We start from the raw sequence: 24,244 nt of genomic DNA, 5'->3' as shown, positions 1-24,244 counted from the left end.
AAAAGATGAATAAATTTATGAGTTTTATGGAGAAATATTTAGTACCTTTAGCCAATAAAGTATCTGGCAATCGTTATCTAAAAACAATCAGTAATGGTTCTATGTCCTTACTTGGCATCATTATGTTAGGATCTTTATTTACAGTTGTATCTTCTATTACGTGGGAACCTTATCAAAGCTTCTTAACATCTACGGGTATAGGAACCTTGTTTGGTTATGTGCCAGATTTCACTATTGATTTATTAGCATTATACATGGCTTTTTCTATTGGATATCAGGGTGCAAAAGTATTTGATATCAAAGATAAAGCATTCAATGCAGGTGCGATTTCACTGGTTTGTTTCTTATTATTAACACCAATTAACAGTACTGCAGTAGAAGGCTCTACATTCCTTGATATCAGTTATTTAGGTGCAAAAGGTGTATTTGTGGCGTTGATTACTGGTATTATTACAGTAAAAATTCTTGCGTTTTTTGTGAAGAAAAATTTTACGATTAAAATGCCAAATGGTGTTCCTAGTATGGTCATGGAATCATTTTCTGCATTGATACCTGCAACTGTCATTGTATTAGTATTTGGATTAATCAAACTAGGCTTTGCGAATACTACATATGAAACAGCCAATAACTTTATTTATACAATGCTACAAACACCTATTCAGTCTTTAACTGGAAGTCTACCAGCATTCTTGGTATTGATTTTTATAGCTCAATTGTTATGGTTCTTTGGAGTACATGGCTCCATGACTGTATTGCCAATCTTATTCCCTGTATTCTTAGGCTATCTTGCAGAAAATACAGCTGCAGTTGAAGCTGGACAGATTGCGCCAAACGCTATTAACTTTGGATTATACGACTTAGCATGTCTTGGTGGATGTGGTGCAACAATTGGCTTGGTAATTGTCATGTTCTTTTTCTCAAAAAGTAAGCGATATAAAGCTTTCTCAAAACTTGTATTGCCTTGTGGCTTATTCGGTGTCAATGAACCAGTCGTATTTGGTATGCCTTTAATGTTAAATGTCATGATGCTGATTCCATTCTTGATTACACCAATTATTATTGTAATATTAGGATATTTCTTAATTCAGATTCATGTAATTACACCAACCATCGGGGTATTAGGTGCTGGCTCTTTACCACCACTTGTACATGGTATTGTACAAGGTAGTTTGTCCTTTGGTATCTATGAATTATTTGCGACTGTTATTTCAATGATGATTTATTTCCCCTTCTTCAAGATATTGGATAAACAAGCATTTGATGAAGAACAGAATGCTGTAGAAACCGCTGAAGAATCATTCGAGGATTTATTATGATAGATATATTTCAGTATCCAGATATCGCGTTTCCAGATGGTTTCTTATGGGGAGCCACAACAGCTGGACAACAGGTAGAAGGGAACAATTGTTCCTATCACGATGATAAACAATATGCGCCAAAGTTTGCTTATGGTGGCGTTCCATATCAAATGGCTGGTAAAGCGTGTAACAGTTATGAACGTTTTGAAGATGATATTCAACTCTTAAAACAAATGCATTTAGGTATCTATCGTATGTCTATTGAGTGGTGTAGAATAGAACCACAAAAAGGAGTATTTAACGATGAAGCAATACAGCATTATCTGCATATTCTACAACGGTTAAAAGAAGAAAATATCAAAGTATGTTTAACACTTCATCACGTGTCCCATCCTGTATGGTTCCATGAACAAGAGGCTTTCCATACCATGGATAATATGCCGGATTGGGAACGCTATATAGAAAAAGTTGTGCCAATATATAAAGATTATGTAGACTATTGGATTGTGATTAACGAAATGAATATTGTATTTGAATACAGTGAAGAAGAAAGAATCAATATGCTGCAATATCATGCACGGGGTTATCATATTATAAAAAAATATAGTAACGCTCCTGTTAGTTCAACATTGTCTTATTCCATGAAAGAACCATTTCGTGGAAGATATGATAAAGCAGATCGTGTTATGGCAGACTACATTGATTATGTAGAAAATGAATTCTTCATACATGCGATAAAAACTGGTGAAATCGTTATGCCATTTCATGATGCAGTCTATGTTCCAGAAGTAAAAGATACTTGTGATTTTTGGGCATTAAATACATATGTTCGCCAGTTTATCAATAGTCGTAAAAAGGCCTTTCGTTTTGATAATTATCAGGCAACACATTTTCATGCATTATCCAAACCGTTTTTCTCAGAAGAAATCTGTCCGGATATCATGATTGAGATGTTGATGCGATTCAAAGATAAACCAATTATGATTACAGAAAATGGTATTGCAGTAGCAGATGATCATATTAGAATTGTATACCTTGCGGCAATGCTTCAGGCCATGAAACAGGGAATGGATTTAGGTGCGCAGGTGATTGGATATTTACATTGGTCCCTATTAGACAACTGGGAGTGGGGGACTTATCATCCTACATTTGGTTTAGCAACTGTAGATCCAGAAACATTCGATAGAAAGTTAAAACAAAGTGGCCAATTTTATGGAGATATCGCAAAAAATAATTGTCTTGATCAACAAATTATAAGAACGTACATGGATCATATGCCCACAATAAAAGATACAGTGAAATAAACTGTATCTTTTTCCTTATTAGAATTCAAGACTATTTGCATTCAAAAGAAAATCATAATATTGATAACAAAAATATTAAAGAAAAATCAATCCTATTGAAAAAAAACGTAAATATTAACATAAATTTTCAATAGGACAGTAAAACATATCGCTCACACAAAAATAAAATGACAATAGACTAATAAAGAGGAGCTGGTAAATGTGTTGCATTCCTTCTTGTTAGTGACAGCTTTAAGTCTGGATAGTTTTCTTGCGGCTCTGGCTTATGGCACCAAACATATCAAAATACCTGTGAAAAGCGCAGTTCTGATATCATCCATTGGAGTATTATTTCTATCGGTATCATTGTATGCCGCAAAATTTCTTCAACAGTTCATTCCACATTGGCTGTGTTCTGGAATATCCTTTACAATCTTTTTATGTATTGGACTTAGTTCTATATTTCAGGGAACCATCAAAAGGATCCTTCGTAAATATAAAAGGAAACAATTAGAATTTGAATATAGAGGCATATCTTTTGTATTAGATGTATACCTTGATGAAACAAAAGCGGATAGCGATTGTAGTATGTATTTGTCATTAAAAGAAGCTGCCTATCTTGCAGTTGCGTTATCAATAGATTCTTTGGTCAGTGGGTTTGCGATGGGAATTAGTATTCTTCATCCATTACAAGTATTGATAATTAGTTTTCTGATGGGAGTCTTTGTGATATTACTAGGCTCCTTTTTGGGAAAGCGAATCTTCCATAAAGCTGATATTGATTTAAGCTGGATTAGTGGTATCTTATTCATTATATTAGCATTCACAAGAATATTATAGGTTATGAGATATGGAGCAATCTGTATCTTTTTTTGATATTCATTGGAATAACGTCGCAGATTACGTGTGAAAAATGTAGAAAAACGTCGCAAAACGTTAATAAAAAATATAGAATAACGTCGCAAAAGTGTTATAATTTATATGAAAAAACGTCGCAGAGAAAGGATGTGATATATATGATGTATAGAAAATTTTATGAATATATGATGCAGTGGAAACAAGATAAAAATAAAAAAGCATTATATATTAACGGAGCCAGACAGATAGGGAAAACGACGTTAATACGAGAATTTGGTAAAAAAAATTATAAAAAGTTCTTAGAAATTAATTTTATAACTACACCTTCAGCTAAAACAATCTTTGAAGGAGATTTGTCTGCGGAGTTGTTGATCACAAAACTCACAGCTTATTTTAAAACAGAATTGATACCCCATGATACATTGATTTTTTTCGACGAAATTCAGGAATGTATGGAAGTAAGAACAGCCATTAAATTTTTAGTGGAAGATCGAAGATTTGATTATATAGAATCTGGATCATTGTTGGGAGTAACCTATCAAAATGTTAAATCCTTACCTGTTGGTTATGAAGATCCGCATACAATGTATCCAATGGATTTTGAAGAATTTGCGATTGCAATGGGAATCCAACAAAGCACATTGAATATATTAAAGGAAGCATACATAAATAGGAAACCAGTGGATGATTTTATTCATAAAGAAATGATGAAATTATTTAAATTTTACTGTGTTGTAGGGGGAATGCCAGCTGTTGTACAAACATTTATTCAAACAAAAGATATGGGAAAAGTTATCAATGAACAGAAAGGTATTTTAGAATTATACCGAAAAGATGTTCAAAAATACGCTGAAAAAGGGAAAGATAAAATACAAATGATATTTGATGCAATTCCCGCTGAATTGAATAATAAAAATAAACGATTCATCTTAAGTGATTTAAAAAAGAGCGCAAGAAGTGAGCGATATGAATCTTGCTTCAACTGGTTAAATGATGCCGGCGTAACACTGCCATGTTATAACTTACAGGAATTACGACAACCCATTGCGATAAATCTTTCTAGAAATTTATTTAAACTTTTTTTAAATGATACAGGGCTTCTATGTGCAATGTCCTCATCAAATATACAATATATGATTATATCTGATGATTTAGATGTCAATGAAGGCAGCATAATGGAAAATATGTTTGCGACGCAACTTGTAAGTAATGGTTATAAAATCTATTATTATGATAAGAAAAAATTTGGAGAGCTTGATTTTGTGATTGAATCAGAAAATAGATTACAGCCAATCGAAATTAAATCTGGGAACAATTATAAAAAACATCCTGCACTAAATCATATAATCGAAATGAAAGATGACCAGATGAAAAAGCCAATCGTATTTTGCATAGGGAATATTGAAGAAACAAAAGATTTGATATATCTTCCTTTGTATATGATTATGTTTTTGACAGAGCCTGTTTCTTTAGGCAAAATAGACTTCACGTTACATATATAAAAAAGTAGAAATCATTCTACTTTTCTTTTGGCTTATCAAATATAAAGATATCCTCAATAGGTACTTTCACAACCCTAGATATATCAATCGCAAGCTTTAAAGAAGGATTATATTGTGCTTTTTCAAGGCGCATGATTGTTTCTCTTCTTACACCGACTTTATTTGCTAATTGCTCCTGCGTCAATCCTTGTGCGATTCGATATAGCTTTAATTTACATTGAAACTGCTCCTCCATAGCTTAATCCTCTTTTTCCAAGCGATATAAATAATATTTATCCAAAAATAATACAAGGGCATAAATTAAGGATATAGATATTAACATAAAAATAGCACACCATTCTAAATTGTTTGATAACATCCCCATATCAATACCCCATATTACAATAAATAAGAGCGCAAATCCTGTTTTATAGGCTTTGATAGATGCAGTTTTTACGTTTTGTTCAAATAGTTCATCTCTTAATGTATTTGATAGTTTTCCATCATAATAAAACCCGAAAAAGCCAAAAAAGATAAAGAATATAAATGGATATATGATGCCTGCGCTGTTATAGGTCCAAAAACCTGCAAAGCCTAAGAATCCAAAAAATCCTAGAAAACCTAAGTAAGGAGATAATTTCTTTGTGTGCGTGGTATCTACAGGTTTTCTCATATTGTATTTTATAATAAAGATGGTCATATAGATTATATAAATAATGAGTAAAATGCCAGATAATACCATTGGCGTGTCCTTTATATGAAAGGTATAGGTAGAAAAATCCATAGGCTCTACTAATCGACCATGATTGTATAAAACAGCATATATAGACGATAAAACCAACAGCAATAGACATACAATACCCATATAGATGAGATGTTTTACTTTACGTTTATTCATAATATTCCTCCAGTAGGTAGTGATGTATTTATCACTTTATGATATAAATATATCACATTTTGAATTTTTAAACAACAAAAAAGTGACAAATATATCTCATTGGTTTTGTAACTATGCTTAATTAGAAATACGTATGAATATTGTAAATATTTTAATACATTGTAATAATAATTTAAAAAGTAATAAATTAATAAAATATGGCTTAAATTTAACAATTCTATCAATGACTCACTTTTAATAGATGTTAATGGGAATCATTAAAAATTGTTGACGATAATTTCAGGTCTTGCTTTTATGATTTTAAACGCACTCTTAGTTAAAAAAAGTATCTAAAAATGATATCCTCAATATCATAAAATTGCGATAGTTTTTGAGATAAGGTAGAATTCTGTATAATTCTTGTGAAAATCTTATCAAAAAGTTAAAAACAGAGAACAAAACAGTTTCTAAAACTTGCAAATAGTGTTATATTATTAGGGTAAACAGGAGGTATATATTATGAGTAAAAGACCAGTTGTATTGGTAGTCATGGACGGAATTGGTATCAGTGATAACGAATTCGGTAACGCCGTGAAAGCTGCATACAAACCAACATTAGACGAATTATGGGGAACTTGCCCACACACAGAAATTAAAGCACACGGATTGGCTGTTGGACTTCCAACAGATGGAGATATGGGAAACAGTGAAGTAGGACACAACGCATTAGGATGTGGACAGATCTATTCTCAGGGCGCAAAACTGGTAAACGAAAATATTGAAACAGGCGAAATCTTCAATACAGATACTTGGAAAGATTTAGTTGCAAATTGTAAAGATGGAAAGATGCACTTCTTAGGATTATTATCTGATGGAAATGTACACTCTCACATCAATCATTTAAAAGCATTAATCAAACGTGCAAAAGAAGATGGTGTTAAAGAAGTAAGAATCCATGCATTATTAGATGGACGTGATGTTCCAGAAACAAGTGCATTGACTTACGTAGATGATATCGAAGCTTATATGGCTGATTTAAATGATGATAACTTCCACGCTTGTATCGCAAGTGGTGGTGGTCGTATGACAATCACAATGGACCGTTATGAAGCAAACTGGGCGATGGTAGAACAGGGATGGCATGTACATGTATTAGGTGAAGGTAGAGAATTTGCCAGTGCAAGAGAAGCTATCGAAACTTATCGTAATGAAACAGGTGTTGTTGACCAGGATCTTCCAGGATTTGTAATCGCAAAAGATGGCAAACCAGTTGGAACAATCGAAGATGGCGACAGTGTTATTCTGTTCAACTTCAGAGGCGACCGTGCACAAGAAATCTCATTAGCATTTGATAATGAAAACTTTGATAAATTTGATCGTGTACGTGTACCAAACGTTATGTATGCTGGTATGTTACAGTACGATGCTGACTTATGCATTCCAAAGAATTTCTTAACACAGCCACCAAAGATCAAATATACATTGACAGAAGAACTTTGCAAACACAATATCCGTGAATATGCAATCAGTGAAACTCAGAAATACGGACACGTTACTTATTTCTGGAACGGAAACCGTAGTGAAAAAGTAAATCCTGCTTTAGAAGACTATGTAGAAATCCAATCAGATGTTGTACCATTTGAACAGCGTCCTTGGATGAAAGCAGCTGAAATTACGGATGTATTATGTGCTGCAATCGAATCAGGAAATTATGATTTCTTACGTACTAACTATCCAAATGGAGATATGGTTGGACACACAGGAAACTTTGAAGCAACTGTCATTGGTGTAGAAGCAGTAGATTTACAGCTTGCTCGTGTAAAGAAAGCAGTTGATGCAGTCAATGGTATCTTAATCGTAACTGCAGACCACGGTAACGCTGATGAAATGTATGAAAAGAAGAAAAAAGAAGATGCGCCTATCAAAGCAAAAACTTCTCATACATTAAATAAAGTTCCATTCATTATCTATGGTGCTGATGTAGAATTGAAACAGGATGAAAACTTAGGTTTATCAAATGTTGCTGCTACAGTAGCTGACTTATTAGAAGTTGCACCAAATGAACACTGGAACGAAAGTATTATTAAGAAATAAAAATACATTAAGGGTAACATCTTATGATGTTACTCTTTTTTTATCATGTTTTAATCATATAATTAATAATTTATATATATGTTGCTTAATTTATTTAGATTGTTGCGCATGCAACTATTATTTTGTGAAAAATCGTGATATACTTAAAAAAACAATATGTGTATTGGAGGAGTTTTATTGAAAAATCGTAAAAAGACAATAGATAAAATAAAAAAACAATTTATACAGGCAGTACCAACAATCGTATTCTTTCTCTTTCTATTCTATACAATTTTAATATTTTTTGGCGTACAATATATGACAATCGTATCTTTTATAACAATTATTTTTAAAATACAATATAACAAATCATTTACTATAAAAAAGATGCTGAGCATTACAGTACAGTTACTGGTTTTATCGATGCTCGCATTTTTTGCGACACTTCATCCTGCATTATCCGTACTATTAAACTGCATTGTACCATTTATTCTGGTTTTTGTTCAGGCTTCCCAGTTTAATCAAAAAGGCTATATGGCAAATATGATGGCATTTGTACTACTACAGCTTCGTCCAGTGGGATGGAGTGGCATCTGGCCATTAACAATAGTACTCTGTTATTCTATTCTTGTATTGGCAGTTGCTTTAATTATTGTAGCCTTTACCCATCGACATAAAGACAGTTATGTATTGATTAAAAAAGCAAATACACAGCTATATGATCTAACACAGTTGATTCTTCATCATCAAGATCCTGCTCATCAGATACAGGCGATGATTTTAACACAACAGGCTTTATATAAGGAAGCATATCAAAGTCGTGGTTTAACTTATGTGATTACAAAATCAGGGAAACTGCATTATATGTTTGCCTTGTTGATGCAAAGAACCATATATTTCTTTGAAAGCCGTTATGAACAAGATATGTTGGAAAAAGAAAATGATCATTCATTATTTGCAACATTTTCTGCTTATACCAAGCATCTGTCTAATATATTAAATGATAAAAAAACGTATCAGAAAGAAGGAGAAATACTTTTACAAGAAGCATCATCCAAAGAAGATAATGATATTTGTGCATTTATACAAAATTTTATGCGATTGTTTATGATTATCCTGGATATACGTGAGGAAGGGAAAGATAATCAGCCAATGAGAGAATGGCGTATGCCACAACATCTGCATCCTTTAGAACAATTAAAAGCTAAATTTCATCTTGACCGTTTTGAATTTCGTTTTGCTTGTCGTTTAAGCTGTGTTATGGTTATTGGATTTTTATTTTCCAACCTTACACAATGGAATCATTCTTATTGGCTCCCATTAAATGCGATTGTTTTACTTCAACCTATGTATGAAGAAAGTAACTATCGTTTAAAAACTCGTTTTATTGGTACAGTTGCTGGAAGTATCGGTGTATATATTTTGCTAAGTATCTTCCCTGGGATTAACGCTCATTTCATCATTGCAACGATCATGGTTACCTGTATGTATACAGCAACACCAGGCAGTTGGATGCAGGCGATGTTTTCAACCTGTTTTGCCTTGACGATGACCACTATGGCTCTACAACAGGAAATAGCAATTGAGTTAAGAATTACTTATGTTGTACTTGCGATTATCCTTGTATTGATTGTGAACCGATTCCTGTTTCCAACCAGTATGACAACGCAGTTTCGTTATAATTTACAACGGATGTTCCATATGCAGCACGCCTATCTTATGATTCTTCGTTCTGCACTAGAAAAACAAATTGACTATGGTGTGATCTGTGATGCCTTAACCAGCTATCATATGGTATATGCACAACTGCATCAGCATGTTTCTAAATTAGATGGTGAGGAAAAAGCTTTTTATCAAGATATTCTTTTAATCTTCTGGCGCATGGCTGCGGAAATGGAACAGTTGTTGTTCCTTGTGAATCAACAACGTATCGGTGTTGATAATCAAAGAGAATTATGGAATTATATTAAAGTCAATCATTATGTACTCCAGCATATCCAGATGATGATGAATTTAGGAGAGGTTAATTTGATTGATGTAAAAGATATAGTTTATAAACGAAAAATTGAGGGAGAACCTTCTTTATCTTTAGCGATGGAACAATATGCAAAACATATATCCAGGCTTTATTACAGGACTTTTACGTATTACAAAGATAAAAATAAACGAATTACTACAGAATAAAAACATCTTTATTGGGAATACTTTAAAAAACATATGCAAGCATGTATGAAACATGTTAAACTAATATCAGAGGTTGAAAGGAGCATATTTATGAAGTATGAAATAAGGAGAGTTACAGAAAATGATTATTTGGATATTCATGCATTAAATCAACAGTTAGGCTACGAATATGATAAAGATAAAGTAAAAGAGCGCATATCTAATCTGTTAGATGCAGGTACAGATATCATTACAGTTCTGGAAGTAGAGGGAAAAGTAGTTGGATATATTCATGGTATTCCATATAATACATTATACACAGATAATCTGATTAATATGGTAGCGATTGTTTTCTCAAATTCAGTAGAAATAGACGCAAAGGCCAAAGGGGAATTATTCTTTGAGTTTGAAAAGCGTGTAAAGAAAAATGGATATCATGGTATTCGTTTAACAGCTGATGTGGAACGTGATTTATTACATGAATTCCTTGTATCAAATGGATTTGAAAACAAACGTGATTTAAAACACTATATCAAATATTTCTAAAAGATTAGTAATTAAGAAAACCATCCTTCATGATTATTTACATAAATGGATGGTCTTTTTTATAGGATAAAGATACGATGTGTTTTAATATATATCTCTATCCGTTATATACACCAAAAAGATAGGCAATTTTGCCTATCTTTTTGGAATCATCGTGTTGGCATTTTAAAATCAATTAGTGCCTTATTGATAAAATCATTAAATGGTTTGACAGCACGGTACATTTCGATAAGGTTATCAAACATATCTCCTTTTAATAAATCAACATCTTCTAAATGGTATTCAACAAACCAATTTTTATATTTTATATATTCAATATAAGGAAAATCAGGATCGTATCCCTTTGGTGGCCGTTTTAATTTTGCGCCAAGTAATTGAAAGTAAGCTGAAAACCGATTATTTGAAAGAATATTTTCAAATTCTTTTGCATGTTGAATTAGATAATTACGCATCATGTTTGTTGCATCACGAAACATATCCGCAAACAAGCCGCCGCCAATGATAGAGTTTCCATCAGGTTCTATATAAATGAAGAAGCCTACAGGAATGGGCAGTTTTCCTTTTTGGGATATGTGAGCACGAAAAGCTGGTCGATAAGGTGATTTATCATTTGAAAATCGTGTATCTCTGACCAATGAAAAAATCAAATCTTTTGGTTGAAATTGTAATACATTTGGTTCATCTTTTGAAATGATAATCATCAAATCCTGTACAAGATTTTCAAATTCCTTCATTGCTTCCATTTTCTCTTTTTTATGCGCATGGTACCATTCTCGATTGTTATTTGCTTTTAAGTCAGATAGATAATGTAAGATTATTTGTAAATCAGCCATTAGGATATCACCTCATCTTTATCATAAGATTGTATTACTTTCATATCATCTGACTCAAGAAGATTTTTCATGAATGCCTCGACAGATATAGGGGGTTCATAATTAGGTAAATCTTCAAAGACAGGTACTTGTTTATCGATCTCTACCATATGATTGGTAACATCTGTTAATAATTGTTCATTCAAAGGCTGAAGTGTATTAAATTCCAAATGATTAGGGTGTAATCGATGACTTGCAATAGCATAGCTGACTCTTTTTTTACAATCACAATAACCAGTTTTCGTTAGTCCACAGTTTTCACCTAAGAACTTGGTCATTTTTTTCTTAGCACGTGAAAGTTTCTGGCGATAGTTATCAGGACTCATATCCAATAACTCTCCAGCAATTTTACTATCTAAATGGAACATCGTTCCTAAGATAAAGATACATCTGGTCTGTGGATCAAAGCATTGCAGCATGACATTTGTACATGACATACGAAGCTCCCATGCCAACTCATCTTCATCTATACCTTGCAACAAGGCTTCATTTTTTTCCATAAAACCATTTTTGGTATCCTGTTCTAAAATTCAAAAGATAATGAGTGCTGAGCAAAGATGGATTTTTTATAATTAATTAAATAATTCACAGATAAACGATAAACCCAGGTAGTAAATGCTGATTCTTGGTGGAAACTGTCTAGTCGTGTCATAATACGTATTAGAATATCCTGTGTCGCATCTTGTGCATCGTGTACATTGCCAAGCATCCTCAATGACAAGTTAAATATAAAATTTTTTACCTCTATTAAAAGGGTTTCCAATGCCTGAGAATCACCTTCCAATGCAGCTTCTACATACTTATTTTGTTCAATTTTATTCATAAAAACTATCCTCCTGTTTTTCTTTCTATAAATTAGACAATTCTTTTCCTTCTTTGTGACAGCATATCACAAAAAATTTTCTATGACATACAATATAAAGTATTTTTATAATTTCATCATCGATCGTTATGAAACCGCATACTTAGACAAAGCTAGCATTTTGTACATTGTTTGTGATGAATACAAGATTATAATGTATGTCATTGATAGAAAGAAGGATACGATGAGAGAAGAATGGAAAGGTGTGCTGCACAGCACATGGCTGAAAATCGTTTTAGTAGCAATTATCACCATACCAATGTTATATGCGGGAATTTTCTTAGGATCTATGTGGGATCCATATGGGAAGGCAGAGGATATACCAGTTGCTGTTGTGAATAACGATAAACAGGTTACTTACAACGATAAAACATTGGATGTAGGAAATGAACTGGTGAAGAATCTCAAAGATAACAAGTCAATGAAGTTTTCTTTTATGGATGAAACACAGGCAATGAATGGATTAAAAGATGGAACATATTATATGGTAATCACCATTCCATCTGACTTTTCAAAGAATGCGACAACATTATTGGATGAACATCCGGAAAAAATGAAACTGGAATATACAACCAATCCGGGTACCAATTATATCGCCACAAAGATGGATGACACAGCAGTGTCTAAGATTAAAGAAAGTGTATCAGCTTCTGTCACAAAGACGTACGCGGATACAATATTCTCACAGGTAAAGACGTTAAGCAGTGGTTTAAAAGACGCAAGCGATGGCAGTACGAAGTTATATGATGGTGTGAATGATGCACAGGATGGCAGTAAGTTAATTAACGACAATTTAAAGGTTTTGGCAAACAGCACATTGACCTTTGAAAATGGTACTTCCACCCTTGTGAAAGGTTTATCTGATTATACAAATGGTGTTACTTCATTACAAAAAGGTTCTGTACAGCTTCAAGATGGTTTAACACAGTTAAATGGCAATACGCCAGCACTTGCAAGTGGCATCGCTCAGTTAACAGATGGCAGCCAACAATTACAAAGTGGTGTAAATGAATACACTGGCGGTGTCAATCAATTATCAGACAGCAGTGCTTTATTAGTTGAGAATAATGCAACACTTGTTGGCGGTATCAAGCAGGTAGCACAAGGCAGTACAGCTTTATATCAGGGCAGTCAAAATATCACAAATGGATTAAAAACCATGTCTAATCAAATTGGAGATAACATGGAAAAAAGTAAAGCGGATATTCAAAAACTGATGCAGGGCAATCAAGCAGGTGCTTCCAGTATGGATACCTTAAAAGTACAGGCACAACAGTTAAAAGACGCCTTAAATAGCGCAAGCGAATCACAAAGGACTGCAATTGATACTTTAAAAACAGTGCAAACAAGTGATGCAGTATCAGCCGCAAAACTGAATGCAGTCATTCAGGGCATGGAAGCATCAAATACTAATTATGAACAGCTGTCACAAGTATTAGATACGCTAGTTACACAAAGCGACCAGATGAAAACTGTATTAAACGGTAATAATCAGGCGATTACCACATTATCACAAAGTATGCAGGATATTAAAACAGCATTAGATGCCCAAGGCACAAGTGCTGAAGATATGGGACTTATTCAAGGCATGGAAACTTTACAAAACAATCTTTCCGTTTTAAATCAAAGTCTAAACAGTGATCAGGGTCTTGTGAAAGGTGTAGAAGCATATACCAATGGTGTGCGTGCTTTATCACAAGGTGCATCACAAATTCAGGCAAACAGTGATGCATTACGAAATGGTGCCAGTCAGGTTGCACAAGGCAGTCAGGCACTAAACAATAATGTTCCTACGTTAACACAGGGAATTAGTGAACTTGCACAAGGCAGTAAATCTTTAACACAAGGTGCTAATACACTGGTGTCTAATAACCCTGAAATCTTAAATGGTGCACAGGCACTACAATCCGGAAGTACACAATTAAGTGATGGCGCAAACCAACTGGCAACTGGTTCTGATAGTCTATACAATGGTTTATCTACCATTAAATCTGGTACGTCTACATTACAAACATCGCTTGCAGATGGAGCGAAAAAAAGCAATATGGATATCAGTAATCAAACCAAAGATATGATGGCAAGTCCTGTAACGCTGCAGCATCAGGAAATCAGTACGGTTGAAAACAATGGTCATGCCATGGCACCATATATGATGTCTGTTGGTCTATATGTCGCATGTATGGCATTTACATTGATGTATCCATTATTGAAAAACAACATTCAAACAAAATCTGGATTCAAGCTATGGGCTAGCAAAGCAGGTGTGATGTATGTGATTTCAACCATTATGGCAATTGTAATGATCGGTGCATTAATGCTTGTGAATGGCTTATCTCCATATCAGGTCGCAGGAACCTTTGGTATGGCAATATTAGTCGCAGCAGCATTCATGTCAATGATCGTGTTCTTTAGTATCACCTGTGGCAAGATTGGAAGTTTTATCGTATTAATCTTCATGGTATTACAATTAGGTGGTGCAGCTGGTACGTATCCAATTGAAACATCCGGCGTATTCTATAATGTTATTCATCCATTCATGCCATTCACGTATAGTGTAGAGGCATTCCGTCATACATTAGCAATGGGTGGTAATATTACACCAGATATTATGGTGTTTGTGGGAATGATCATTATATTCTCTGTATTATCTATTCTGTTTTATCACTGGAAAGCAAACATCAGTGATGAAGCATATGAAAAAACAGCTTTAGCGAAATTTCATTAATTCAAGGAGGAGTCAAGCGTGCTGAATAATGCAAGATCATTCATGATCGAAGTGTTCGCAACATGTATTGGGGCGTTTAGAGGTATGAAATTATATCTGAAGGATAAACGTGAACGAATGAGATTAAGAGAAAAAGAGCTATTTGGTTAAGAAGAAAAGAGGATTTTATACTGAAATATGTATGAGATCCTTTTTTTTAACGGCTTGCCAGAATTTAATATATCGTGTTTTAATTGCTTGGACTAAACCGGCAATAAAAGTGTGTTAGCTAACGTTATTCTGTGGACTGTTTTTTTATAAAAGGGTATAATTATAAAAAAGGAGGGTAAGAAATGGCAATAAGATTAGAACATATTACAAAAATATATGGCAACAAACAAAATCAATGTGTTGCTTTAAATGACTTATCTTTATCCATTCAAGATGGAGAATTTGTTGCTATTTGTGGAACAAGCGGCAGTGGAAAAACAACATTATTCAATATTATAAGTGGTATTGATCGTAAATATGAAGGTGATTGTTATATAGATGATGTGAATATACAAACATTATCTGAGGATGAAATAACCAAGAAAAGAAGGCAAAAAATTGGTGTGATTTTTCAATTTTTCAATTTGATTTCATCCTTAACAGTAGAAGAAAATGTACGCTTAAGTACAGAATTAGATGGCAAAAAAATATCAGAAGAACGTTTAGCTGAAGTTTTAAAAGAACTTGATCTGATGAATAAAAGGAACTGTTTTATCAGTGAACTTTCAGGAGGTCAACAACAGCGTGTTGGTATTGCTAGAGTTTTATTGAGTGGCGCAGAAATCATTTTAGCGGATGAACCAACAGGTAATTTAGATAGCAAAAATACACAGATTATACTAGATATATTTAAAAAACTGAAAGAAAAAAAGAAAACTATAATCGTGATCACACATGATAAGCATGTCGCAAATACGGCAGATCGTATTGTATATATGAAAGATGGAAAGATTGCAGATGAAGAACTATAAATATTTATTGAAGATATCTAAAGCCTATTTGAAAAGCAATAAAAAGTCTGTTATTCCCATGTTAGCTATCATTTTTTTGTCAATTTTTATGTTATCTTCCACTGTGATTATCAAAGATTCTTATGATAAATATGATTTAAAACTAAGTGAAAAAATATTTGGTAACTGGGATGTTCACTATACGAAACAAAAGGAAGATTTAGATGATGAATATTCATCTTATTTGACCACAAAAAACTATCGCAAAAATTTAGCTTTATCCTATCAAAATAAGCGTAATGACTATGCTTTTTTTGCGGTATCTTGCTTTGATGATACCTATCCTATTACAGTTCAAGAAGGTACATATCCTAAAAATAATAAAGAAATTATAGTAGATGAATCATTCGCCAAACAAAATAATTTTCATATTGGTGATTATATAACATTACTTGATGATGAGAATCAGGAAGTGAATTATAAAATATCTGGCGTTTTTAAAGAAAATACTTGGCGTCCGACACTTTCTTTCTGGACATTGATGGGTTCTAAAGATAAAAATCTAATGACGGAAGTATATGCAACATTTAAACAAGATGTTTCTATACAAACCTTTTTGGAAAATAAGCCATTGACATTGGAAGTAAATGATGGATTAATTAATCAAAAATATCATTTAAATTATAGATTTGATTTCATATTTTATGCATTTACTTTATTAATTGGCATATGCTGCTTTCTCTTTATTTATAATGTTTCTGCCATGTATTTGAAAAAAAGAGGACATGAACTTAAACAATTATCTTATGCAGGCGCAACAAAAAAACAAATACGTACTTTCATTTTTAATGAAGTTATTTTGGTAAATGGATTATTTGGTTTACTTTGTTTAGGATGCAGTGTAGGTTTTTGGTTTATTGTTATGAATGCATTTGGCGAAAGTATAACGAAAATATTTAATTTATCTATTCACCTAACCTTTTGTGCTAATGTGAAACATTTAAGTATCATATCATGTGTTGTCACTTTAATGTTAATCATAACGTTTATACTTTTGTTGATAAAACACCAAAAGCCAAAATCAACAAAACTTCATTTTCGCAAGCTACATATAACAGCGGGTTCTATGAATTTTCGCATGGCAATAAGAGATACGTTAAGAACTAGCTATGGTATCCCAATTAGTTTTATTATGATACTTGTGACTTTATTTTGCATATCCACAAATTTAATAGTAGGTGTATGGCAAGAAGCAAGTTTATCTTCTATAGATTATGTTGCGGATGTATCTGCTAATTTTGATCTTTTTCAAAAGAGTGGTAGTGAAATCCATAATCTTATACAGGATTTAGATAAAGTGTGCAAAGGAGAAGAGGGCACATACCAGTATTATTATGGTGTAAAGGCAGATGCAAAGGCAGGGAATGAGGAAATAGATAAAGTCTATACAATAGATGATGAAACATATGAAAATTTATTGAAAAGGCATCAAATAAAAGACAAAGAAAGTATCCTTGTCGTGAATGCAAGTAATACAAATACAGAAGTTTCTATACATATAAATGAAAAATGGGGAGAAACTTTAGCTTATTTACAGTATCCTTGTGAAAGTATTCAAGATGATACACTGTCATTTGATACACCTGTGGTGATTGTCCCTGCCACATTAACAGAGCAATGGCAAGATGCATATCCAGAAACATATGTAGAAGGCAATTTAAAATTGAATGGTCCTCAAGCTTCACAAAAAGGTGCGTCATTACAAAGCTATTGGAATATTTCAGAAAATGATCATTTATATCTAATAGATAATAAAGAAAATATGGAACAAAATAAAAGAGATATTAATGCTATAAAAATATTTATTTATGGGTTTTATTTCATAGCAATCATGGTTAGTATTTGTATTATTTACAATATCTCCCTTCAATATTTCCTAAGTAAAGCAAGAGATACTTATTTATTATTTACATCAGGAATGACAAGAAAAGATATATCTAAGCAATATATTATACAAATAATGGTGATTTCTGTAATTTCTTTATGTATTTCGTTTATTCTTTTATTAGGATTAAACAAATTAGTAAGTTTATATTTAAATTTAAATATATCATTTGTCATGTTCCTGATTCAATTAATAATATACTCTATATCACTAATAGTTCTACTTATTCTTGTGATGAAATATATTATTAAAAAGTATCTTAATGATATCATAGAACAAAATATGAATTAGTATCCTTCATATGCATGAAGCAGCATATCCTGATATTCACAAAGTTCAGGATATGCTTTTAATTTGCTTAGCACGAAACAAATTTGTTTCAAAATAACAATACGCATTTCATATTCCTTGCACAAGCTTAAACTTTTTTTCAAGGAATTCAAAGCTTGTGTAAAATCATGATTCATCATAAATGTTAATGCTTCTAATACATATTTATGATAATTTGTATCAGTATATGTACTTTGATATTTTTCTATACTAGCCTTGCACATATCAAAATCAGAAAGATAATAGTAAGAAATAGGAAGGTAAATGAAAATATCAATAAACTTAGAACTAAGTTGGATTGCTTGTTTCACATAAGTAACACATTTCTTGTAGTTTTCTTGTTTTAATGCGTTCCATGCAAGATTGTTATAAATTGTGATTTGAATGTGCTTTAAAGAAGTAAGATTTGTTTTTTGTAATACAAAAAGGTATAATTCTTCTGCTTTATCATAGCTGCGTAATCCTGAATAACAATTAGCTTCATATATTGCCAAATACAGCATACGTTCAAAAGCAAATTGTTTGTTGAATAATTCTTGTGCTTTAAAACAATGAGATAGTGCAATTGCTGCTTTACTTAAGTATTGATGTACGATACATAAATGATAATGAACCATTGGCGTAGTTAATGAAGATTGATAAGTAAGGCTTTTATTTAATTGTGAGGCAGCTTCTAAATAATTTTCTTTACGAATATTTTCTTGCCCACATAAATCATAAAAGATACTTTGTTCATCTTCATTCAATAAATTTATATATTTTTCTATGCATTTTCTATAGTGATTTATTTTAGTTTGATTATGGTGAAATCTTATCTCATACATAAACTTCATGAGGTAGTACTGTAAAAACCCATATGAATATTCGAAGTATGCATTCTCATTTAAAATGTCAAAACAATGGATTTCTTCTTGTTCATTTAAGTTACTATAATTTTCAAACAATTGTTTTAATAAGTTTTCTGATTGATAAAATAAGTCCATCTCTGGATAAAATTTGATTTCAAGAACTTTTAAAATTTGTTGAAGAGTATAAGGTTGAGGTGCTTTTTTACCATGTTCAATTTCACTTAAGTATGCTTTGGATATTTTGACTGTATCTGCCATAAAACTTAATGACATTTTTTCTTCCTCACGATGATAGCGAATAAATGCACCTAATCGTTTACTTTTTTCTATATTTGTATTTAATATTTTTTCTTCAAATGGCATAAAATAGACTCCCTTTTTCTATATATAAGTATAATACAGTTATTATATTTTTTAAACGTTTTGTTTTAGCAAACATACCAATATTTAGTTTATAGTTTGGAAATGAATTAATATCTTAAAAATAATTAAAGGAAATATGTTTATCTAAAGCTTGCAAAAGTTGTCATGCTTGTAAAACACGATTAAATTCTTAATAATTCTTAATAATTTTGCCATAAAATTTTGATACTTTTCACATGTAGTTGCTGTATAATAACCATATAAATGAGTGTGTGTAAATGGAGGACAGTTATGGGAAAAGGTAAAGTAAAAAAAGCAGTCATTGGTGGTATCGCAACATGTGTAGGTGTATTTGGTGGGGCTAAGATATATATGAATATGAAAAAAGAAAAAGCAGCAGCTAAACAAAAAGAGCGTGGACAGGTTGTAGAAGATGGCGCTGAAAATTAAATAATAAACAAAAAATCATCATAAATTTTGATGATTTTTTTAATATTTCAATCGTCGTTCACGAGAACCGGGAATATCCAATAAAGAACGATATTTCGCTACACCTCTTCTGGAAACATATAAATCGATTTCGGCTAATAAATCAACAAGTTCTTCATCTTTATATGGATGAGTTTTATCTTCTTCTTTTACAAATTTTTGAATAGCTTTCAGAATAGAATCTTTACTACTGCCACTTTTTGTTGAAGATATAAATAATTGTTTTACAGGATAAATTTCATTCTCAAAGATATAATATTTATTTGATAATGTACGGGAAACAGTTGATTCATGAAATCCGGTTTTTTGGGCTATATCGGCTAATGTACAAGGCTGTAACTCGTCATGATAAAGAAAGTAATTCTTCTGTATATGGAATAATTCATTTGCCATTATCATAAGAGTTTTATTACGTTTATTAAGGTTATCGATAAAGTAATATGCTTCTTCAAAATATTGTTTTATCTGTTCACTTTCTTCTTTCATAACAGCTAATTCATCTTCAATTGTAAAATGACCTGGCTGTTTTGGGATTAATTCAATATCTTGTCCGATAACTTTTACTTCAAAATCTGGAAGAACTACAGGATCTTTTGTATTTTGATAATTACTACAAGGAAACGGCGTACAGTTTTTAATATGATCCAAAGCTTCCATGACCTCAGAAATACTAAGATGGCATGACTTAGCAATTTTAGAATAGTTTTTTTCTATGATATCATCTGGATAATTTGAAAAGATATATTCAGACACAAACAGATGTTTATGTAGCAGTTGTAGATGAATACTGTCGACACTGTCAAATGCCGCAATACCACATGGTTCAAAAGACTGGAGGATCTCTAAATGATCTTCTATTGTATCTTCACTAACTTGAAGGCATTGTGCATATTCTTTAATTGTGGAAGTCAGAAAGCCATGCTCATCTAGGGATTCTATTAAATAAGTGCAAATACGCTCATCATAGGCATATGGAAATGTATGTAATTGCATATATAAATCATCTTTTAACGTACGTGTTTGTGACAGTGTTTCATGCAGTAAAGTATGCATATCCGTAGATGGTTTATATGCGATAACAGGATTTTTTTCTACCAATGCCTCAATATAATCTAATAGCTCTTCCTGATTTAATTTTAGAATATCTAAAGAATTTTTCATTGACATGGAAAGCTGTAATGTTTGTGTTAATTTTTGTTGAAAAATCAAATCCTGTTTCATCATCATCATCATATCCTTTCTATATCTATTCTAGCAAAAAACGTGCCATAAGCAGCACGATTACATAAAAAAATAAAAAATAATTATTTTTATTAAAATAGAGTTTTTGGGTATAATTTCTTCCTTGACATTTATGATTTTAGAATTTACCATTCTATATACAAGGAGTGATAAGATGAATGAAGAAATCCTTAATATCATAAAAGAAAATTCTCAAAGTCATAAATATGAAAATAATACTGCCACAAACATCAGTGAACTTGTACATGTTAGTCGTAATGAAGTAGCTACGATATTAAAGACGCTTGTGGCACGTCATGTTTTGATGAAGATAGAAGAACGCCCTGCTTATTACATTGATAAACAAGTGTTTGAAAATGAATATAATATGAAAATAGAACAAGATGTTTTTAAAAGTTTAGATTTATTGCTTAACCAAAGTCATCAAAGTGTACGTGATTTTGATAAATTGATTGGACATGATGGCAGTTTGTCTGATTTAATCAATCAGTGTAAAGCGACAATCGCTTATCCACCTGATGGGCTTCCTATGATGTTATATGGGCCTACAGGAACAGGAAAAAGTTTTATTGCCAAGCTGGCATATGAGTATGCGAAAAATCAAAATTTATTAGAAGCACAAGGAAAATTTATTGCGGTAAACTGTAGTGAATATGCGAACAATCCAGAGTTATTGACTGCGAATTTATTTGGTTATGTAAAAGGTGCATTTACTGGAGCAGAGAAAGATAAAGCTGGGCTGATAGAACTTGCGAATGGTGGCGTATTGTTTTTGGATGAAGTTCATAATCTAAAAGCCGAATGCCAAGAAAAACTATTTCAATTTATGGATCAATCTATTTATCATCGCGTTGGGGATAATGAAACGTGGTATACATCAAAAGTTCGATTGATTCTTGCGACAACAGAGAACCCGGAAAAAGTATTATTAAAAACATTACAGCGAAGAATTCCAATGACGATTACTGTACCATCTTTACAACAAAGAGGAATGCAGGAAAAGGTACAGTTGATATATTCAATGTTCAAAGAGGAAGAAGAGCGTTTACATAAGAAAATCAGTATCAGCACGAAAGCGTATAACATCTTACTGTCACATGAATTTCCTGGTAACATAGGGGGATTAAAAAGCTGTGTACAATCATGTTGTATCAATTCTTTATTTCAAGAAAATGATGAAGGCGATATGCTGATACAGTTAAAAAGTTTACCAAATAGTATTCTAAATGATATTACTGAAAAAAGTGCGGTATATACATCTGCCAGTGAGTATATCAAGATTGATGATTTACAAAATTTTATACATAAAGAAAAGAATATTATACGATTAAATGAAGAATTGATGAAGCATTATAAAGAATGTGTTCAAAGAATAATCAATGAAGAACAGTGTATAGAACGATGTAGAGATACTGTATGGAAATATTTTGATAGTACCTTGATTTATAAAGAACAAGAACAACAAAAGGATTTCTATCAAAATGGCATCCAGCATATCCTTGATTTAGTTGCAGGACAATATAAATTTGAAGTTACAAATAATGATATTTTATCTGTATGCAGCTATTTAAATGCATATACAAAGGATTATCATAGCTTTCGGAATTGGTCTGTGAAAAATAATGAAGTAGTAGAAACTTTTTATTCATTCATGAAACAGCATTATCATCGTGAGTATAGTATATCTGAAGAAATAGGGAAGTATTTATCATCTTATTTAGATATGGATGTACTGCCTATGGCAATGATAACATTTATCTTTTATTTCCAAAGCTTAAAAAAGGATGATACTTATCAAAAACGTGCAGGTGTGATTCTTGCACATGGGTTTTCTACAGCGAGTAGTATTGCTGATGCTGTAAATAAATTTTTAGGGAAATATGTATTTGATGCGATTGATATGCCGGTAAATGTGGATATGAATTCTGTTCTCCAGCAATTAAATTCTTATATGAAAAAGTTAGGAAAAACCGAAGAGTTATTTCTGCTTGTGGATATGGGAAGTTTGGAAGAAATATATAAAGGACTTCATTTAGATAATGTAAATGTTGGAATTATTAATAACATCAGCACAAAAACAGCGTTGGAAATAGGAAATGGTATCTTACAAAATCGTGCAATGGAAGATATCTTCAAAGATGTTGTTGCATATAGTTCTACAAGTTATCATATTGAACGTAATCGTCAGAAAGAGAAAGTGATTTTATGTTCATGTGCAAGTGGTGTAGGAACTGCAGAAAAATTGAAACAGATCATGGAAGATTCATTACCTTTACAATCAGAAATATCTGTTAGAGTTTATGATTATAATGAATTGGTAGAGAAAGGAATGAACAGCACATTATTTGATGATTATCATGTATTATGTGTCATTGGAACATTAAATCCAAATATTGAACAAATGAATTTCGTACCCATTGAAGACTTGATCATTAACGATTGTTTAGGTGAGCTGGATAATTATCTTGAAGATTCTATGACAATAGAACAGCTACAGGACTTTAAGAAGAATATTTTAAAGAATTTCTCTTTATCAAATATTATGAACAGTTTGACAATCTTGAATCCAAATAAGCTTTTAGAACATGTTGCTGATGCCATTGATCGTTTACAGATAGCACTGGATTTTAATTTTTCTAATAATACATGTTTTGGATTATATGTACATATCAGTTGTCTGATAGAACGACAAGTTATGCAGAAGGAAATAGAAATCTATCCGGATATGAATATCTTTGAGAAAGAGCATGCACTCTTTATATCTTATATTAAGGAATCATTTAAAGATGTAGAGAATTTCTATAGAGTGACTATACCAATTGCAGAAATCGGCTATATTTATGATTATGTACGCAATGATAAAAATTTTATTGAAAGAGGATTTTCTATATGATGAGCAGAAAAAAGTTCTGCTCTTTTTTTGTATGGCACAAAGTTTGCTTGTATACAAATGAGCAAGCGTAAAAGAATTTAAAAGAAATTAAATGCTGTGGCACAGATTTTGCTTGT

At 32.0% G+C, this 24,244-nt stretch carries 20 protein-coding genes; 13 read left to right on the top strand and 7 right to left on the bottom strand.

The features are described 5' to 3' along the window. Positions 1–5 precede the first annotated feature (5 nt). From DW761_RS01300 to DW761_RS01285, 4 genes are all read left to right on the top strand, one after another. Positions 6–1,316 carry a PTS sugar transporter subunit IIC gene (locus DW761_RS01300; protein ID WP_117516196.1) on the top strand — a complete coding sequence of 437 codons (1,311 nt, stop codon included), beginning with the start codon at positions 6–8 and terminating at the stop codon, positions 1,314–1,316. Then, complete coding sequence (locus DW761_RS01295) at positions 1,313–2,602, top strand: family 1 glycosylhydrolase (protein ID WP_117516195.1); 1,290 nt, start codon at positions 1,313–1,315, stop codon at positions 2,600–2,602. Before DW761_RS01300 ends, DW761_RS01295 begins: the two co-directional genes overlap by 4 nt. A gap of 201 nt (positions 2,603–2,803) precedes the next feature. Then, entirely contained in the window at positions 2,804–3,421 is a 618-nt protein-coding gene (locus tag DW761_RS01290; RefSeq protein ID WP_117516194.1) for a manganese efflux pump, read from the top strand. A 176-nt stretch (positions 3,422–3,597) separates the two neighbouring features. Next, positions 3,598–4,941 (top strand): ATP-binding protein, encoded by a 1,344-nt coding sequence (locus tag DW761_RS01285; protein ID WP_117516193.1) that lies wholly within the window; start codon positions 3,598–3,600, stop codon positions 4,939–4,941. Between the two features lie 16 nt (positions 4,942–4,957). Here DW761_RS01285 and DW761_RS01280 read toward each other — a convergent pair whose 3' ends face one another. Both DW761_RS01280 and DW761_RS01275 read right to left on the bottom strand, forming a co-directional pair. Beyond that, positions 4,958–5,176: a helix-turn-helix transcriptional regulator gene (locus DW761_RS01280; RefSeq protein ID WP_117516192.1), complete on the bottom strand. Its 219-nt coding sequence runs from the start codon at positions 5,174–5,176 to the stop codon at positions 4,958–4,960. A 3-nt stretch (positions 5,177–5,179) separates the two neighbouring features. Continuing rightward, entirely contained in the window at positions 5,180–5,818 is a 639-nt protein-coding gene (locus DW761_RS01275; protein ID WP_117516191.1) for a DUF3796 domain-containing protein, read from the bottom strand. Positions 5,819–6,316: 498 nt separating this feature from the next. Between DW761_RS01275 and gpmI the strand changes: the two genes are divergently transcribed. The 3 genes from gpmI to DW761_RS01260 all read left to right on the top strand — a co-directional run bounded on the left by gpmI (position 6,317) and on the right by DW761_RS01260 (position 10,579). Continuing rightward, on the top strand, positions 6,317–7,891 hold the full coding sequence (gene gpmI, locus DW761_RS01270) for a 2,3-bisphosphoglycerate-independent phosphoglycerate mutase (protein WP_117454641.1): 1,575 nt from the start codon (positions 6,317–6,319) through the stop codon (positions 7,889–7,891). Positions 7,892–8,068: 177 nt separating this feature from the next. Further along, complete coding sequence (locus tag DW761_RS01265; RefSeq protein ID WP_158553727.1) at positions 8,069–10,054, top strand: FUSC family protein; 1,986 nt, start codon at positions 8,069–8,071, stop codon at positions 10,052–10,054. A gap of 90 nt (positions 10,055–10,144) precedes the next feature. After that, complete coding sequence (locus DW761_RS01260; protein WP_117454643.1) at positions 10,145–10,579, top strand: GNAT family N-acetyltransferase; 435 nt, start codon at positions 10,145–10,147, stop codon at positions 10,577–10,579. 149 nt (positions 10,580–10,728) lie between these two features. Here the strand turns inward: DW761_RS01260 and DW761_RS01255 are convergent, their stop codons facing one another. From DW761_RS01255 to DW761_RS21295, 3 genes are read right to left on the bottom strand one after another with little or no spacing between them, the layout of a single operon-like run. Beyond that, on the bottom strand, positions 10,729–11,412 hold the full coding sequence (locus DW761_RS01255) for a DUF2461 domain-containing protein (RefSeq protein WP_117516189.1): 684 nt from the start codon (positions 11,410–11,412) through the stop codon (positions 10,729–10,731). Further along, positions 11,412–11,951, bottom strand: coding sequence for a sigma-70 region 4 domain-containing protein (locus tag DW761_RS21300; protein WP_233512134.1), 540 nt, complete (start codon positions 11,949–11,951; stop codon positions 11,412–11,414). Before DW761_RS21300 ends, DW761_RS01255 begins: the two co-directional genes overlap by 1 nt. Positions 11,952–11,974: 23 nt before the next feature. Further along, a complete protein-coding gene (locus DW761_RS21295) occupies positions 11,975–12,274 on the bottom strand; it encodes an RNA polymerase sigma factor (protein ID WP_233512136.1) in 300 nt (99 codons plus the stop codon). A gap of 223 nt (positions 12,275–12,497) precedes the next feature. Here DW761_RS21295 and DW761_RS01245 point away from each other — a divergent pair, with 223 nt between their 5' ends. The 4 genes from DW761_RS01245 (at position 12,498) to DW761_RS01235 (ending at position 18,254) form a co-directional block, all read left to right on the top strand. Continuing rightward, positions 12,498–15,038, top strand: a complete 2,541-nt coding sequence (locus DW761_RS01245; RefSeq protein ID WP_117516188.1) for a YhgE/Pip domain-containing protein — start codon at positions 12,498–12,500, stop codon at positions 15,036–15,038. 18 nt (positions 15,039–15,056) lie between these two features. After that, positions 15,057–15,188: a hypothetical protein gene (locus DW761_RS21610; protein ID WP_255411884.1), complete on the top strand. Its 132-nt coding sequence runs from the start codon at positions 15,057–15,059 to the stop codon at positions 15,186–15,188. 182 nt (positions 15,189–15,370) lie between these two features. Then, entirely contained in the window at positions 15,371–16,039 is a 669-nt protein-coding gene (locus DW761_RS01240) for an ABC transporter ATP-binding protein (RefSeq protein WP_117516187.1), read from the top strand. Then, positions 16,011–18,254, top strand: coding sequence for an ABC transporter permease (locus tag DW761_RS01235; protein ID WP_117516186.1), 2,244 nt, complete (start codon positions 16,011–16,013; stop codon positions 18,252–18,254). The genes DW761_RS01240 and DW761_RS01235 overlap by 29 nt, the downstream gene beginning before the upstream one ends. On the opposite strand, the gene DW761_RS01230 is transcribed toward DW761_RS01235, so the two are convergent. Then, positions 18,251–19,504, bottom strand: a complete 1,254-nt coding sequence (locus DW761_RS01230) for a helix-turn-helix domain-containing protein (RefSeq protein ID WP_117516185.1) — start codon at positions 19,502–19,504, stop codon at positions 18,251–18,253. The genes DW761_RS01235 and DW761_RS01230 overlap by 4 nt on opposite strands. Positions 19,505–19,795: 291 nt before the next feature. Here DW761_RS01230 and DW761_RS20950 point away from each other — a divergent pair, with 291 nt between their 5' ends. Further along, on the top strand, positions 19,796–19,954 hold the full coding sequence (locus DW761_RS20950; protein WP_158553725.1) for a hypothetical protein: 159 nt from the start codon (positions 19,796–19,798) through the stop codon (positions 19,952–19,954). A gap of 39 nt (positions 19,955–19,993) precedes the next feature. Here the strand turns inward: DW761_RS20950 and DW761_RS01225 are convergent, their stop codons facing one another. After that, positions 19,994–21,226: an RNA polymerase factor sigma-54 gene (locus DW761_RS01225; protein WP_233512997.1), complete on the bottom strand. Its 1,233-nt coding sequence runs from the start codon at positions 21,224–21,226 to the stop codon at positions 19,994–19,996. A gap of 163 nt (positions 21,227–21,389) precedes the next feature. Between DW761_RS01225 and DW761_RS01220 the strand changes: the two genes are divergently transcribed. Further along, positions 21,390–24,128, top strand: a complete 2,739-nt coding sequence (locus tag DW761_RS01220) for a sigma 54-interacting transcriptional regulator (RefSeq protein ID WP_117516184.1) — start codon at positions 21,390–21,392, stop codon at positions 24,126–24,128. Positions 24,129–24,244 lie beyond the last annotated feature (116 nt).

It is taken from the genome of Absiella sp. AM29-15 (assembly GCF_003434225.1).
GTDB lineage: Bacteria > Bacillota_I > Bacilli_A > Erysipelotrichales > Erysipelotrichaceae > Hoskinsella > Hoskinsella hominis.
Note: the sequence above shows the minus strand (reverse complement) of the source record. Positions and strands in the feature narration are given on the sequence as shown.

Bases quoted from the DNA above. Each gene is read 5' to 3' on its own strand.
- DW761_RS01300 (WP_117516196.1), top strand. From the start codon at position 6: ATGAATAAATTTATGAGTTTTATGGAGAAATATTTAGTACCTTTAGCC.
- DW761_RS01295 (WP_117516195.1), top strand. From the start codon at position 1,313: ATGATAGATATATTTCAGTATCCAGATATCGCGTTTCCAGATGGTTTC.
- DW761_RS01285 (WP_117516193.1), top strand. From the start codon at position 3,598: ATGATGTATAGAAAATTTTATGAATATATGATGCAGTGGAAACAAGAT.
- DW761_RS01280 (WP_117516192.1), bottom strand. From the start codon at position 5,176: ATGGAGGAGCAGTTTCAATGTAAATTAAAGCTATATCGAATCGCACAA.
- DW761_RS01275 (WP_117516191.1), bottom strand. From the start codon at position 5,818: ATGAATAAACGTAAAGTAAAACATCTCATCTATATGGGTATTGTATGT.
- gpmI (WP_117454641.1), top strand. From the start codon at position 6,317: ATGAGTAAAAGACCAGTTGTATTGGTAGTCATGGACGGAATTGGTATC.
- DW761_RS01260 (WP_117454643.1), top strand. From the start codon at position 10,145: ATGAAGTATGAAATAAGGAGAGTTACAGAAAATGATTATTTGGATATT.
- DW761_RS01255 (WP_117516189.1), bottom strand. From the start codon at position 11,412: ATGGCTGATTTACAAATAATCTTACATTATCTATCTGACTTAAAAGCA.
- DW761_RS21300 (WP_233512134.1), bottom strand. From the start codon at position 11,951: ATGGAAAAAAATGAAGCCTTGTTGCAAGGTATAGATGAAGATGAGTTG.
- DW761_RS21295 (WP_233512136.1), bottom strand. From the start codon at position 12,274: ATGAATAAAATTGAACAAAATAAGTATGTAGAAGCTGCATTGGAAGGT.
- DW761_RS01245 (WP_117516188.1), top strand. From the start codon at position 12,498: ATGAGAGAAGAATGGAAAGGTGTGCTGCACAGCACATGGCTGAAAATC.
- DW761_RS01240 (WP_117516187.1), top strand. From the start codon at position 15,371: ATGGCAATAAGATTAGAACATATTACAAAAATATATGGCAACAAACAA.
- DW761_RS01235 (WP_117516186.1), top strand. From the start codon at position 16,011: ATGGAAAGATTGCAGATGAAGAACTATAAATATTTATTGAAGATATCT.
- DW761_RS01230 (WP_117516185.1), bottom strand. From the start codon at position 19,504: ATGCCATTTGAAGAAAAAATATTAAATACAAATATAGAAAAAAGTAAA.
- DW761_RS20950 (WP_158553725.1), top strand. From the start codon at position 19,796: ATGGGAAAAGGTAAAGTAAAAAAAGCAGTCATTGGTGGTATCGCAACA.
- DW761_RS01225 (WP_233512997.1), bottom strand. From the start codon at position 21,226: ATGATGATGATGATGAAACAGGATTTGATTTTTCAACAAAAATTAACA.
- DW761_RS01220 (WP_117516184.1), top strand. From the start codon at position 21,390: ATGAATGAAGAAATCCTTAATATCATAAAAGAAAATTCTCAAAGTCAT.